This is a genomic window from Nitratifractor salsuginis DSM 16511, assembly GCF_000186245.1.
Taxonomy (GTDB): Bacteria; Campylobacterota; Campylobacteria; order Campylobacterales; family Sulfurovaceae; genus Nitratifractor; species Nitratifractor salsuginis.
In genome coordinates, this window is record NC_014935.1 from 2,031,697 (window position 1) to 2,045,227 (window position 13,531).

13 protein-coding genes are annotated in these 13,531 nt (G+C 54.9%); 4 read left to right on the forward strand and 9 right to left on the reverse strand.

Annotation, left to right across the window (positions count from 1 at the left end; all coding sequences use genetic code 11):
* Positions 1–2 precede the first annotated feature (2 nt).
* Together asnB and NITSA_RS10370 are read right to left on the reverse strand one after the other, a co-directional pair.
* On the reverse strand, positions 3–1,820 hold the full coding sequence (asnB, locus tag NITSA_RS10365) for an asparagine synthase (glutamine-hydrolyzing) (RefSeq protein WP_013554984.1): 1,818 nt from the start codon (positions 1,818–1,820) through the stop codon (positions 3–5).
* 3 nt (positions 1,821–1,823) lie between these two features.
* Positions 1,824–3,248 (reverse strand): DUF945 family protein, encoded by a 1,425-nt coding sequence (locus NITSA_RS10370; protein ID WP_013554985.1) that lies wholly within the window; start codon positions 3,246–3,248, stop codon positions 1,824–1,826.
* A gap of 107 nt (positions 3,249–3,355) precedes the next feature.
* Between NITSA_RS10370 and NITSA_RS10375 the strand changes: the two genes are divergently transcribed.
* Both NITSA_RS10375 and NITSA_RS10380 read left to right on the forward strand, forming a co-directional pair.
* Positions 3,356–4,180 (forward strand): magnesium transporter CorA family protein, encoded by an 825-nt coding sequence (locus NITSA_RS10375; RefSeq protein WP_013554986.1) that lies wholly within the window; start codon positions 3,356–3,358, stop codon positions 4,178–4,180.
* Positions 4,181–4,276: 96 nt separating this feature from the next.
* Entirely contained in the window at positions 4,277–4,504 is a 228-nt protein-coding gene (locus tag NITSA_RS10380) for an HP1242/YdcH family protein (RefSeq protein ID WP_013554987.1), read from the forward strand.
* Here NITSA_RS10380 and NITSA_RS10385 read toward each other — a convergent pair whose 3' ends face one another.
* The 6 genes from NITSA_RS10385 to NITSA_RS10410 all read right to left on the reverse strand — a co-directional run bounded on the left by NITSA_RS10385 (position 4,505) and on the right by NITSA_RS10410 (position 10,029).
* Entirely contained in the window at positions 4,505–4,837 is a 333-nt protein-coding gene (locus NITSA_RS10385; RefSeq protein WP_013554988.1) for a hypothetical protein, read from the reverse strand. It lies immediately after the preceding gene.
* Positions 4,838–4,918: 81 nt separating this feature from the next.
* Positions 4,919–5,119 (reverse strand): hypothetical protein, encoded by a 201-nt coding sequence (locus NITSA_RS10390; RefSeq protein ID WP_148224982.1) that lies wholly within the window; start codon positions 5,117–5,119, stop codon positions 4,919–4,921.
* Positions 5,120–5,295: 176 nt separating this feature from the next.
* The gene (locus tag NITSA_RS10395; protein WP_013554989.1) at positions 5,296–6,567 is read right to left on the reverse strand and encodes a hypothetical protein; all 1,272 of its coding nucleotides are present in this window, start codon (positions 6,565–6,567) and stop codon (positions 5,296–5,298) included.
* A gap of 231 nt (positions 6,568–6,798) precedes the next feature.
* Positions 6,799–7,245: a hypothetical protein gene (locus tag NITSA_RS10400; RefSeq protein WP_013554990.1), complete on the reverse strand. Its 447-nt coding sequence runs from the start codon at positions 7,243–7,245 to the stop codon at positions 6,799–6,801.
* Between the two features lie 392 nt (positions 7,246–7,637).
* Complete coding sequence (locus tag NITSA_RS10405) at positions 7,638–8,204, reverse strand: aminotransferase class IV (RefSeq protein ID WP_169308547.1); 567 nt, start codon at positions 8,202–8,204, stop codon at positions 7,638–7,640.
* Between the two features lie 241 nt (positions 8,205–8,445).
* Complete coding sequence (locus tag NITSA_RS10410) at positions 8,446–10,029, reverse strand: inorganic phosphate transporter (RefSeq protein ID WP_013554992.1); 1,584 nt, start codon at positions 10,027–10,029, stop codon at positions 8,446–8,448.
* Between the two features lie 168 nt (positions 10,030–10,197).
* Between NITSA_RS10410 and NITSA_RS10415 the strand changes: the two genes are divergently transcribed.
* The gene (locus NITSA_RS10415; RefSeq protein WP_013554993.1) at positions 10,198–10,875 is read left to right on the forward strand and encodes a response regulator transcription factor; all 678 of its coding nucleotides are present in this window, start codon (positions 10,198–10,200) and stop codon (positions 10,873–10,875) included.
* A complete protein-coding gene (locus NITSA_RS10420; protein WP_013554994.1) occupies positions 10,869–12,284 on the forward strand; it encodes a sensor histidine kinase in 1,416 nt (471 codons plus the stop codon). Before NITSA_RS10415 ends, NITSA_RS10420 begins: the two co-directional genes overlap by 7 nt.
* Positions 12,285–12,491: 207 nt before the next feature.
* On the opposite strand, the gene NITSA_RS10430 is transcribed toward NITSA_RS10420, so the two are convergent.
* Positions 12,492–13,505 (reverse strand): lytic murein transglycosylase, encoded by a 1,014-nt coding sequence (locus NITSA_RS10430; RefSeq protein ID WP_013554995.1) that lies wholly within the window; start codon positions 13,503–13,505, stop codon positions 12,492–12,494.
* Positions 13,506–13,531: the final 26 nt, after the last annotated feature.

Sequence of the window (13,531 nt, forward strand, 5' to 3'; positions counted from 1 at the left end):
CTTCACCCGTTTTCTCGACTCTCCAGCCACTTCGCCAGGAGATAGAGGGGGAAAAGATGCTGACGGAACTTTCCCCGGTCCGCCCCCCTCGCCAAAAACTCCAGCTGCTCCTCGTTAAACAGCCCGCTTCTCTCCTGCAAGCGCCAAAGAACTTCGATGCCGTCTTCTTCTAGGATCCACTCGATAAAGGGGTAGTTGAGCCCCTTTTTCTTGCGATGGACGATCTCAGCGGGAAGATATCTTTGGGCAACCATCTTGAGAATTCCCTTGGGGGCGGTGTCGATACGTAGCTGGGGGTCGATGGCAAAGGCCGTTTCGATCACCCGGCGGTCCAAAAAGGGGGAGCGGGCTTCGATGCCGGCGGCCATACTGACCCGGTCCTGCTTGACCAGATAGACTTCTCCCAGGAGCACCTTCAGATCCAGATAGCTGTACCAGTCGGCGCTATGGCTCCGTTTCGAAGCTTCGAAACGCTCCAGCCAGGGGCGGATCGCCTCCAGGTTGGCCCCGTCCCGGACATTCTGCCGCAGGAGGCGGTTGAGCTGCAAATCGGTATAGAGCTCTGCCGTGGAGCGGAAAATAGGCGTATCCTCCCAGGCCCTTTTGTACCACTCCCACTCCTTGTTCTCCGAATAGTGGGCCCGGAAGTAGTGGCGCAGCCAGTTGCGGTAGGGGAGTTCTCTCGCCTTCTCCACGGCGAAATACTCCGGATAGGTGCGGTACCCGAGGAAGAGTTCGTCACTCCCCTCACCTCCCAGGACCACCCTCACCCCCTCTTTTGCCGCCTGGCGCAGCAGGAAAAAGAGCGGCACCATCGCCGGGTCCCCCAGGGGCTCATCCAGCAGGGGCAGTAACGCCTCCAGCGTCTCGAAGAACTCCCGCTTGCCGAAGGGGTAGACCCGATGCTCCGCCCCCAGATGACGGACCGTTTGCTCCGCCCAGTGCGCTTCATCGTATTTATCGTAGCCGGAGAAACTCACGCTGAAGGCCCGCAGAGGCCTCTCGCTATGATTCGCCGCCAAGGCCGCCACCAAAGAAGAGTCGAGCCCTCCGCTGAGCAACACCCCCCACTCCACCTTTTGCGGGATCCTCGAAGCCACCGCCTCATCAAGCGCCTCTTCCACCGCGCTTGCCGCCGAAGTTTCCTTCCGATAAAGAATGGGGCCCTCCAGCCAGGGATCGTAAATGGAATTTTGGATTTTGGATTTTGGATTTTGGATTTCAAATAAAAACTCAATATGCTCGCCTGGTTCCATCTTTTTTACTTCCCGGTCCAGTGTATGAGGGGCGATTGTCGATTGAAAACCGAGGTACTGGATCAGGTGCCGCCGTTCGAGATGGAAGGGTTTGAGGGTGTAGAGGGCCTTGGCTTCGCTGGCGAAGGCGAAAAAATCTCGGCTATTCAGATAAAAAAGGGGTTTTTTACCCGACGGGTCGCGAAAGAGGGAGACCTTCCCCTCAGCGGGGCGGAGGATGGCGATGGCATACATCCCCCGAAGTCGCTCCACAAAGGCTGCGCCCCATCGCCGCCACGCCGCCAGGAGCACCCGGCTCTCCGAATCGCCTTCGATCCCAAGTTCATCGGCCAGAGCGCGGACATTGTAGATCTCTCCGTTGAAAAGCAGAACTTCCCCACCCTCTTCAAAGGGCTGCTCTATCGCTTCGCCGGCACTGGCGATCGCCAGGCGGTGGACCCCCCAGGCTCCCTCGTCACGCAGGATCAAGTGGCTGTCGTCGGGGCCACGATGGCTCAGGCGATCAAAGGCCTCCCTCGCCTCTTTGGATTCATAGCGGCCGAGAATGCCGAAGATCGCACACATCGTTTACATCAGGATCATCATTATCAGCTCCTGGGGAGCGTATTTGGTGCCGTTGATGATGATCTTGCCCTCTTTGATCCGACCTTTGAGATGATAGAGCCCCTCTTTGAGGGTCGCCATATTCTTCGAAACCATCGAATCGAGGATGAAGACAGCATTGGGATAGAGTTTGTGCGCCAACTCCTTCTCCAGGGTCAACTCAAAGCTTCCCTCGACGAGCCGGTCCAGATGGGCCATCAGGGCGATCATCGCCGACATAGCGTTGCCTCGGAGCTTCTGCCCCGTAAAGGTCAGGTCGAGCTTGAGCGTGCTTGTCTTCTTGCTGACAAGGGTTTCATTGAGCGTGAGGTGGGTTTTTCCGGGGATGAGCAGATCGTTGTAGATCTTTATCCAATCATCGTTGAGGGATTGAAGGGCCAGGATCGCTTTTTGCATCGCTACATCGTCTCCCGCTCCCGAGGCGCGCCCCAACTCTTGCTGCAACTTTAGCTGGCGCTGTTGCAGGGCGCTCAGCTCCTCAAGCCCTTTCAGCCCTAGGCCCGAGACCTTCAGATCGGTCTTGACGCGGCGAAGCCCCTGCCAGGCATGGATCGTGGCGGGGTCCTCGGTATGCAGGTCCGTCCCGAAGGCCACACCCGCCTCCTGGGGGGCACTGTGCAGAAGGGCTCCGCCGATACTGCCGGAGAAGCGCATCTCTATCGGGGGACGAATGTCGCTGCGGGTAAGGGAGATCTCCTTTGCCCGGATCATCAGGCGGCCGAAGATAGGGCCGGTCTCGGGAAACTCCGTCACCTCCATCGCCAGCTCGGGACGGGTAATGTTGAGCTCCGAGTGCTGGTTGGGATCGCTGGCGTGGATCTTTTCACTGAGCAGCGTCGCCTTCCCGGCCAGGGTCCGCAGGTCGTAATCGCTTCGGATACGGATCGGGGCGATCAGCAGGAAGCCCTCACTGTGGGGATCCTTCGAAAGAATTTGCCCGATGGTAATCTTCTCGTGCATCTTTTTGGACCAGTCCAGAAACCCCCGATAGCGGAGAGTCACATTCCCTTCGACCTCCTCTTCGAAATGTTTTCGTACTTCCGGCTTGAGCCAGCGGTTGATCGTGTCGTCGAATTCGAGCTCCATCAATGCCGGGCTGAGCCCCTCCACGACGGGGCCATAGCGAAGCCTGGCCGGGATGATCAGAGGGTTTTGCAGGGGAAAATCCTCCGTCTCCGCTCCGGGGAAGCTGACATTGATCTCCGCCCGGGCCGAGGAAAAACCGTTTTCGAAATGCCGGAGGTCCGCGACAGCTTCTCCTCTCTGCCCGCGGTTGTAGGCATCGAGCACCTCTTTGAGGTATTGTTCCCCGTGCGAAGAGATCCAAGCCCTCCCTCCCAGAAATACCGCCGCCAAAACGATCAAGATTGCTATAAGTTTTTTCTTCATTTTCTTATTTGCCTTGCTGAATATTTTGACCGATTATCCCACATTATACTGGCGCTTCCGCTGAAGTGTCGCTATACTTCCGAAAAATTAAATGAAAGTGATTGTAAATGAATAAAGAGTTTGCCGAATTTCTGGATACCCTGATCCTTGAAGATATTGAAAACCCGGAGCACCCTTCCGATTTCGAAAGCGGCCATGATTACGCCGTTTTGATCCTCCGCCTTCCCCATCGTGGCAAGAACGGTGAGCTGGAAGTGAACTCCCTGGCTTTCCTCACCCGGCAAGGCAAGTGCTACCGTTACAATCGTGACAAGAGAGATTTCGAAGCGATCGGGACTTTTCAGGATCTCCACCGCATCCTCGATGAGACCACCGACCGCCTGGTTCGTGAAATCCGCCAATACCACGTGGAGATCGACAGGCTCGAAGAGACCCTCTATGACGACCACTCCCCCAGAGACTTTATGGAGCGCTGGATCACCTACAAAAAGGAGGTCTCTCTCATCAACCGCCTGATGTTCCACGCGACCCTCTCCTTCGAACTCTTCGTCCATTACGGCAAAAAGTCCAAGGATTTCGACGAATTGGCCTATGCCGACATCCTGGAGCATATGACTCGGGTGCGGGACCTCTCCAAAGCGGCGATGGAGAAACTGGACAACCTCCACGACTTCTACCGCACCAAGGTCGACGAGCGGATGAACCGCAATATGTACTGGCTGACGATCATTTCGGCGATCTTCCTGCCCCTGACTCTGGTGACAGGGTTTTTCGGGATGAATACCGGGGGGCTCCCCTATACCGACGACCCCAACGGCACAGCCAAGGTGATCATCGTCTCCCTGATCCTCGAAGCGGTCTTTCTCGTGAGCTTCCTGTTGATGATGAGCCCCCGTATCAAGCGCTTCCGCCGAAAAACCCCTTCGGTATAGCAGCCTCCGGGTCTCCCCGACACTTCACCTCTCGCTCTTTTAACCCCCCTCTGGCTACAATGACATTATCCTACCAATCTATATAAGGAGAAAAAAATGCTCTCTGAATACCGTCAAGAGATCAGTGAACTCAAACAGAAAAACGCCCACTTCGCCAAGATTTTCGAGAAACACAACGAACTGGACCAAAAAGCAAAAGATGCAGACGAAGGACGCCTGCATCTGAGCGACGCGGAACTGGAGCAGATCAAAAAAGAGAAACTCCTCCTCAAGGACGAAGCGCTGAAAATGATCCTGGAATACAAAAAGGAGCAGGAGTCCTGATTAATCCGGCAAAGCCATAAGCCTCCATCCCCGTTCCGAAAGCCAGGCTTTCGCCTTGGAGCATAAGGGGGCATGGTAGAGCAAATAGAGTTTCTTGACCTTCGCTTTCATTTTTTCTTCCAAGCGCCTGTGAAGTTCTTCCAGCTCTTCCGCTTCTTTGCGGAGAATCCGGCTCTTTTTTCGCAGGACCAGAATCATACAGTAATAGTCATCCGTCCCGACCCCCCGATAGATCTTCACCCGTTTTCGGCTTCCCAACTGTTGCGGCGTGACCTCTTCCAGACGTCGGCAGATCACCCCCGACGATGCCAGATATTCAACCAAATTTTTCACTATCAACCCTTGATATCGTGATCGTTCATCGAAGAAGACGTTTGATCATTCTCTTCAATGGAAAGCATCTTGACACAGGGGTCAATATCCTGCCACCTCTCCCCCGAAACCGAGGCCGGAGCTCAAACGTTTCTCGAATCCAACAGCAGCGGCTCCCCCCTTCTTGTAAACCCCACTGTTCTTGCCCGATTCATAAACGAAGCCCACACCACCCCAGATATCGGCGGGCGGGGTCCGTGTATCGGCACATGCCGACAAGCCTACGGCTAGAATAGATAACATAAACATTTTATAAATTGTCATGTGGAAATCATAGCATATACTTGTCTATACAAAGGAAGGCAAAATCGGAAAAGTTATGTATGTAAAAATAGTTGAGAAAAATTGAATGAATGAAGAATAAAGAAAGGAAAATTCAGGCCCGAGCCGAAGCCCGTTCCCGAAAGGGTGTGCAAGGATTAGAACTTGTAGTAAGCCTCGACACGGATGCGCTGCAAGGTCAGATCATCCCAATTAGCAGTAGCGTTATAGTTAACATAGCGGTACTCGATGTTGGCATCAACACCTGCTACATTAAATTTATAGCCGATACGAGCGCCATAAGCATCATCGAACTCTCCACTGAGGATGTTCTTCCAATTGTCACCGAAGTTGTCATAGGCAAGCTCACCATAGATTTTTCCGTTCCAGATCTTGTAGCTTGCAACTGCACGAATAATCGTCTGATCAGTGTTATACAGAGTGTCACCACCTGTCATCAGGCCACCGATGCTGTTACCCCAGAAAGCACTAGTGCTAGCACCTGTACCGGCAGTTTTCATACTGAAGTCACCGTCATTGACATAGGCAGCGATCAGGCTGGCATCGAAATCACCCCAGCTGGAACCGATCTTACCGGCGATACCGTAAGTGGCATCCTTGCCATTTGCGTCACCATCGACATAGACACCCTGAAGACCCCAGTTGATACTGTCAACATTGCCAACGGCAGATGCCCAGAGAGACCACTCAGCATCACTACTCGTAGCACTGATTGCTTTGGGCAGATAATACGCAGAAGCGCTCAGAGTCGTATTGGCCAGAGACTTGTTGATGACTGCCAGCATATAGAGACCATCGATATCGCCATTTTCACCGATATGAATAGTTGTATCTTCATTCACTGCATTGGCAACATAGGCACCGACCAGAGTAGTATCCTGGATATCAGTGTTGGCGATTACGACACCCTCATAAGTGATATCCAGTACGCCGGCATCGCGGTCAGACCATGCCCAGGGAGAAACCGCTTTGGGCAGAGCTTGGCGACCGGCTTTGATGGCTGTGTTGCCGAAGCTGTAGGTCAGGTAAGCTTGAGAAACTTCAGCGGAAGTTGCATCAGATGCCACAACGGCTGCATTATCGGCGATATCAAAACCGAAATCGGTCCAACCGGCAACTTCAGCACCGAAGCCGAAGCCGTAACCCAGTTGTTTCTCAACACCCAGTACTACACTAGTACTGAATTTGTTGTTTTCTTCATCACCAAAATCTACCTTGGTGTGATTCCACACAGGCATTCCGTTGACAATGCTCAGAGCGTCTCCGTCGAATGAGTTCGCCTCATAACGGAACCCGATCTGTCCCCAGAAATCTGCAGATGCGGGTGCTGCAGGCTCTACGGGAGCGATATCGCCACCGGCGAAGATAATTGCGGAAGCTGCTACTGAGAGCAAAAGACCTTTTTTCATTTGAAACTCCTTGTTTTTAGTTACAGCGAAAGTATAACACCATTTTCGATCTCCTGTCAAGGAAATTAACGGTATTCCAACTAAAAATAAACAAGAAATTAACAGACAAAGTTCAAAGAATCCATTATATGGGACTTTTGAGACATATTAAAAAATATACCCATATTGCTATTTATTGATTTTCCGATTAATCAAAGCAAAAATGTACTCTCATTTAAGGACTCGGGTGGCTTACTTCTTTTTTTTGAGGAGTTTTTGGTTCTCGGGGTTGCTGAGAAGGGCTTCCATGGAATGTGCGGTTTCAGGGGCCTCAAGGGGAGATGGCTCGGCGATGTTGATGGCGATGGGATATTCGCCCACGATCACCTGTTTGATCGCCAGCAGCGGCACCGTCACCAGGGCTCCGAAATTCTCCGGACCGAAGCCCGCCTCGAAGCTGAGCACCTCTTCATCGACACTGCTGCTCTCGAAAGTATAGTTGCTCAGAACAAAAAGCGAAAGCGGTGCCATCCGCTCGGCGACCTCTTCGGGAAGAGGCGGCTCGAACTGCAGATACTCCACCTCCGCCGCCACGGCGAACTCGATCCCCTCCTCCAGGAGAAAGGCGATGGTCCGGTAGAGATGCTCCCGCTGGATCTGCCGATAGGCTTCGGACTGGAAGGGGTCGTTCTTGGGCATGGGAGGTCCTTTTGCATTTCTTTTAGGCGTATTATACTCGGGAGTAACTAGAAACTAGTAACAAGTAACTAGAAATTTTAGTTTCTCCTACTTTGCCAAGTTTCATTCAAAAGAGGAAGCATATATGATAGTTGGGAACTCTTGGTGGTTTCTCCCCGACGACAGTTTTTCGCCCTTTCTTCTTTGGGTTCGTTTCTCTTCTTCTTTGTGGCGAAACAAAGATCAAATCAATTAGCAACCGAGTAATTGAGAATTGAAAATGGAGAATTATGGTTTGAGAAGAATTCAAAGGAAATAGTCTCAAAAAATCTTAGCACGTAGCACATAGCACTTAACACAGCTCTATTCTTGAGACTTGAGGGGCGAAGCCCCGTGCTTGCGACTTGCGACTTTTAGACAATCTCCCAATCCTCCAAAACCCGAAACCCCATCATCGCATTCATCACCGCCAGCGCTTCATACTCCCCGAGACTTGCGCAGGGGATCTCGGCGGGGATCAGCTTCCCCTCCACCAGCAGTCGTGCCCGGGTGGTGCCCTCCAGCAGAGGACGGGCGGGGGTGAACCAGCGTCCATCCCGGTAGAGGGCCAAATTGGCGATGGTGGTGTCGGTGAGCAGGCCGTCGCGGCAGAGCAGAAGCTCCTCCGCTTCGGGGTGCGCCGCTTTGAGCGCATCGAAAGAGCTCCGATCAGCATATTTGAAACGGTAATCATCCTGAAACTCCACCGAGGCGAAGCTCTTGGGCAGACGAAGGGTATAAGGCAGAAGCTCGACCTTCTCTATATATAATGTATAAAGCACCCTCGCCCGCCAGATCCCCTCTCCGGGAAGATCCCCAAGAAAATCGGCCAGATCCAGCTCCTCCTCCGCCCCGAAAAGCTCCCGACGGCTCCGGTTGAAGCGGCGGTTGTGCCAGAGAAGGTTCTGAACCTCACCCCCCTCGATACGCAAGGTTTCCAAAAGTAGAGGAGTTTTCATACGCTCAAACCGCTTAACTTAGGCAAACAAAAGCTCCAATCAAATTTGGGGGTATCAATTTGACGACAGTTCTTCGCCCTTTCTTCTTTCTTTGGGTTCGTTTCTCTTCTTCTTTGTGGCGAAATAAAGAAGAAAGAAAGGAACAAAGAAGCAGGAATGGAAGAGAGGATTTTTACGTAAGAAGTAATTTTGCAAACGACTTTTGGGAACAAGCTCAAAGGGGTCAGAGCATCGCCCCTTTGATGATATAGAAGATCAATGCCGAAACCACAGCGGCAGCAGGCACGGTGATGACCCAGGCGGCGACGATCTTCTTGACGGCGCTGCGCTGAACGTAGCGGGTTTTATAGACCCGTTTGAGAGCCTTGGTCTCGGCCTTAAGCTCCTTCTCCATACCCTCGATGGCTTCGAAGAGATGGACGATGCGCTCATAGTCGGCGTGGGATTTCTCCTCTTTGGCCTCCAGGGACTTGAGCTCCTCTTTCAGAGCGGAGAGTTTGCGCTTGAGGGCTTCGATCTTCTCACGCTCCTCTTTGATGCGATACTGCAGGCGCTGGGTGCGGTCGAGCCACTCCCGCAAAAAGCCCACACCGAAGACCCCGCCCAGGGCGATGTGGGTGGAGCTGACCGGCAAGCCCAGCTGCGATGCGATGATGACGGTGATGGCCGCCGCCAGAGCGATAGAGAAGGCCCGCGCCTGATCGAGCTCGGTGATTTCGCTGCCGACGGTTTTGATGAGCTTGGGGCCGTAGAGGGCCAGCCCCAGGGAGATCCCCAGAGCACCGATCAGCATCACCCAAAGGGGGATCGCCGCCTTGGTAGAGACAGCGGAGTGGGCCAGGGCGTCGTAGATCCCCGCCAGGGGGCCGACGGCGTTGGCCACGTCGTTGGCGCCGTGGGCGAAGCTCAGCAGAGCCGCGGCAAAGATGAGGGGAATGGTAAAGAGGCGATTGACGCTCTCCCGCTCGTCACTGACCAGATGGGCATATTTGGCGATCGCCTTTTTGACGCCGAAGAAGATCGCGATCGCTCCCAGCACGCCGATTGCCGCCGCGGTGGGGAAGCCCAGCTTGACCAGGTGCTTAAGCCCCTTCATAATGAGATAGGTGATGAAAGCCCAGCCCATCACCGCCACATAGAGGGGGACCATCTTCATCGCGGCGGCTTTAGTGTCCTTTTGGTAAAAGATGGTCTTTTTGATGGCGTAGAGGAAACCCGCGGCGATGAGGCCGCCCAGGATCGGGGAGATGATCCAGCTGGCGACGATCTTGCCCATCGTTCCCCAGTGGACGATGGCGAAGCTACCGGCGGCGGCGATCCCGCCCCCCATCACTCCGCCCACGATGGAGTGGGTGGTGGAGACAGGGGCCTTGAGCCAGGTGGCCAGGTTGAGCCAGAGGGCAGCCGCCAGCAGCGCGGCGGTCATCGCCCAGACGAAATACTCGGGCTGAGCGAAGGCGGCCGGATCGATGATCCCTTTTTTGATGGTGCCGGTGACATCCGCTCCGGCGATGAGCGCTCCCGCCGATTCAAAAATCGCCGCCAGGATCACCGCTCCCATCATCGACAGGGCTTTGGAGCCCACCGCCGGACCAACGTTGTTGGCCACATCGTTGGCCCCGATGTTCATCGCCATATAGGCGCCGAAGACCGCGGCAACGGCCAGGAAGGGGTTGCCGGGGATCTTGTTCCAGGTTGCCAGCAGCACCAGGGCCATGAAGATCAGGGAGAGGCCCAACTTCAGAAAGTCGTTCCGGGTCTTCTTGGCCGTCTTTTTCTGGATCTTTTCGAAGGTGTTGATTTCCACCGTCATTCCTTTGGGATGAAGTCGATAAACAAGGCTATGGTATCAAAGCTAGCTTTACACCCCATTGAAAGCCCTGTTACCGTTTTGTTACCGTCGGGGCGGATCCTATCCGTTCCGTTATGATAAGATTCGTATCAGAGTCACACACCGGGATACGAGAGAAGATTTATGGAGCGAAGACCCCTCATTCTCATCATCGAAGACGAAGAGGATATCCTCGAACTGGAGGAGTTTCATCTCCAAAACGCCGGGTTTGAGACGATGGGGTTCCTCTCTTCCAGAGGGGTCCGGCAGGCATTGGAAGAGGAAGAGGTAGCCCTGATGGTCGTCGACCGCAACCTCCCCGGCGAAGAGGGGAGCGAACTGATCGCGGCTCTGCGCCGGGAGGGCTTCGGCCTGCCGGTGATCTTCGTCACCGCCAAAGACCGGGACGAAGATGTGGAAGAGGGCTTTAGGTGCGGCGGTGACGACTATCTGCGCAAACCCTTCAATATGAACGAGCTGGTCTGGCGGGTCAAAGCCCTGCTGCGCCGCGGCCAAGCCTCGGAGGAGGAGATCCTCCGCCACCGCGCGTTGAAGATGGATCTGCCGGCACGCCGGATCGAACTGGAGGGGGAGGAGCTGAGCCTCACCCGGCTCGAATTCGAGCTCCTGCGCTATTTCCTGGAAAACCCCGGCCGGGTCATCAGCCGCGAAGAGCTCCTCGATGAAGTCTGGGATGATAGCGGGGAGCGCGGAGAGAAAACGGTCAACGTCGCCGTCAACCGCCTCAAGAAGAAGATCGAACGCGACCCCGAAGCCCCCACCATCGAAGCGGTCAGAGGGGCGGGATACCGTCTATGCTGAAGCTCTCCCAACTCTTCTTCCGCCGGAGTGCGTTGATCCTGACGGTGACCTTCATCCTGGCGGCGCTTACCGGTTACTACCTCCTGCGGCAAATGGAGATCGACACCCACGCGCGTATGCTGCGCAACAGCCTGACGATCCTCGAGCAGGAGCTCCAAACCCTCCCTCCCGCGAAGATCCCCGCCACCCTGCGCACCATCCACCAAAAGACCGGCATCCGCATCACCGTCATCGCCCCCGACGGAAAGGTGCTCTTTGAGAGCAACCGCTCTCCCGTGGGGATGGAGAACCACGCCACCCGCCCCGAGATCCTCCAGGCCAAAAAATCGGGATGGGGCGAAGCGGTGCGCCACTCGGCCACTCTGGATGAGGACCTCCTCTATATCGCCCACCGGGAGGGCGACTCCTACCTCAGAACCGCCTACTCCCTGGAGCGCATCCACCGTCAGCTCCTACAGCTCTGGCTCAAAGCCCTGGGCTTTTTCGCCCTGATCCTTCTGCTGATTCTCGCCCTGAGCCTCCGGCTCAATCGCCGAATCCAGGGCGACAGCGACCGCCTCCGCCGCTCCCTGGAGCAGCTATTGGAAAAAAATTACGACGCCGAGATCGATACGGTCGAGTGCTGCAAAGAGTTCGCCCAGATCCGCAAGATGCTCCGGAAGGTCTCCAAAAAATTGGCGAAACGGGAGCGCCAAAAGGCCAAATACACCAAAAAACTCAAAACCCTCACCCGGCGCCAGAGCGACATCATCTCCGCCATCAGCCACGAATTCAAAAACCCCGTCGCCGCCATTATGGGCTACGCCCAGACCCTCCGGGAGAGCCGAAACCTCGATCCCCAGATCCGGGAGCGTTTTTTGGAGAAGATCCACAGCAACGCCGAGAAGATTTCGGCGATGATCGACCGCCTATCCCTCGCCATCCGCCTGGAGAACCGGGGCTTCACCCCCAAGCGCAACCGTTTCCCCCTCTCTCAAGTCATCAGCTCCGTGCGGGAGACCCTGCTGCAGAAATACCCGGGCCGGGAGATTGTTTTGGAGTGTGAACCCGTCGAGCTGGAAGCCGACCGGGATATGATCGAGCAGGCGGTAATGAACCTGATAGAAAATGCCCTGAAATACTCCGCTGACAAGGTGATCGTCCGCTGTGATGCCGAAAAACTGGAGGTGATCGACCGGGGAGAAGGGATCGAGCCTGGAGACCTGGAAAAGATCACCAAAAAATTCTACCGCGTCGACCGCCTCAGCTGGAACAACTCCATCGGCGTAGGCCTCTACATCGTCAAATACATCCTCCGCCTCCACGGAACGGAGCTCGAAATACGCAGCGTCCCCGGAGAGGGGTCGGTCTTTGGGTTTTCACTGCGGGGGATGAAAGAGAGGAATGAGAAACTAGAAACTAGAAACTAGAAATTTTGGTTTGCGTTGCTTTGCAACGCTTTTTTTAAAAATAGGAAGTCTATAAGCAGATAAAACAGCTCAAACTCTTGGTAGTCTCTAGCGGACGTCAGTGCATCGCCTTTTCTTCTTTCTTTGGGTTCGTTTCTCTTCTTCTTTGTGGCGGAACAAAGAAGAAAGAAAGGAACAGAGGAGAACCGAGCGTCGGAAATTAGCGGCCTAATGCCGGCATCGCAGCGCTTCGGCATAGAGCGCGATCGTCACTCCGTAACGTTTCGACGCATTGTAAAGGGTAATGATCCGATAGTTCCGGTCTCCCAGGAAAAGATCCCACTTCCTGCCGTCACGCAGGCGGAGATAGTAGGCACTCTTCCCCCCGAAGAGCTCGGCGGGAGTGACACCGTAGCGGCGGAGGGTCGCCAGGGGGTAGAGGCTACGGTAACCGCTGCGAAGGCGCAAGAACCCCTCTCCCCTGTGTCGGGCGCGCACCAGCGTCTTCCGGTTGTTTTTCCATCCGTTTCGGTGCAAAAAGTTGGCAATCGTTCCGATACAGTCGGCGATAGAGTCGGGATCTTTTCGCCCGTCTCCGTCGAGATCCACTCCGTAGCGCAGCTGAATGGAAGGGACCTGCTGCGCACACCCCATCGCCCCGGCGAAGGAACCCCGCAGTTTCAGGGGATCGAGCCGGTTCTTTCGAGCCAGGATCAGCAGCTTCTCCAACTCTCCCCTGAAAAACTTCTGCTTACGGTTGGGGTTGAAGGCCAAGGTCACCAGTGAATCCCAGACCGGATATTCGTGGCCGTAGCGCCCGAACTTGCTCTCCACCCGGATAAAAGCGGTGATGATCTTGGGAGCGACCCTATAGCGCCGGGAAGCGAGCGAAAGCCAACGGCGGTAGCGTGACATAAATTTGACACCGAGCCTGACACTTTCGTCAACCAGGATCCTGCTTTTGTAACGGTGCCAACTGTAATCGGTAGCCCCCACCTTGTGCCGCCCCCGGTAACGGGCCAGCGTTTCGGCCTGATGCCGGGCCCGCTTCAACAGCCCAAGAAGTTCCCCTTCGTCAAAGCCGTAACGCTGATGCATCCTCTCAGCAAAAGCACGCGCCGCCGGCAGACGGGAGTAGTCGATCCGGGCCGGGGAAGGCAAGGTGAACAGCAAGAGCAGAAGCAGAGAAAAGGGAAAAAAGTGGGTAGTCCGTAGTGGGTAGTGGGTAGATTTTTTCATCATTCAAAAGTCGCAAGTCGCAAGATTTT

Bases quoted from the DNA above. Each gene is read 5' to 3' on its own strand.
- asnB (WP_013554984.1), bottom strand. From the start codon at position 1,820: ATGTGTGCGATCTTCGGCATTCTCGGCCGCTATGAATCCAAAGAGGCG.
- NITSA_RS10370 (WP_013554985.1), bottom strand. From the start codon at position 3,248: ATGAAGAAAAAACTTATAGCAATCTTGATCGTTTTGGCGGCGGTATTT.
- NITSA_RS10375 (WP_013554986.1), top strand. From the start codon at position 3,356: ATGAATAAAGAGTTTGCCGAATTTCTGGATACCCTGATCCTTGAAGAT.
- NITSA_RS10380 (WP_013554987.1), top strand. From the start codon at position 4,277: ATGCTCTCTGAATACCGTCAAGAGATCAGTGAACTCAAACAGAAAAAC.
- NITSA_RS10390 (WP_148224982.1), bottom strand. From the start codon at position 5,119: ATGTTATCTATTCTAGCCGTAGGCTTGTCGGCATGTGCCGATACACGG.
- NITSA_RS10395 (WP_013554989.1), bottom strand. From the start codon at position 6,567: ATGAAAAAAGGTCTTTTGCTCTCAGTAGCAGCTTCCGCAATTATCTTC.
- NITSA_RS10400 (WP_013554990.1), bottom strand. From the start codon at position 7,245: ATGCCCAAGAACGACCCCTTCCAGTCCGAAGCCTATCGGCAGATCCAG.
- NITSA_RS10415 (WP_013554993.1), top strand. From the start codon at position 10,198: ATGGAGCGAAGACCCCTCATTCTCATCATCGAAGACGAAGAGGATATC.
- NITSA_RS10420 (WP_013554994.1), top strand. From the start codon at position 10,869: ATGCTGAAGCTCTCCCAACTCTTCTTCCGCCGGAGTGCGTTGATCCTG.
- NITSA_RS10430 (WP_013554995.1), bottom strand. From the start codon at position 13,505: ATGATGAAAAAATCTACCCACTACCCACTACGGACTACCCACTTTTTT.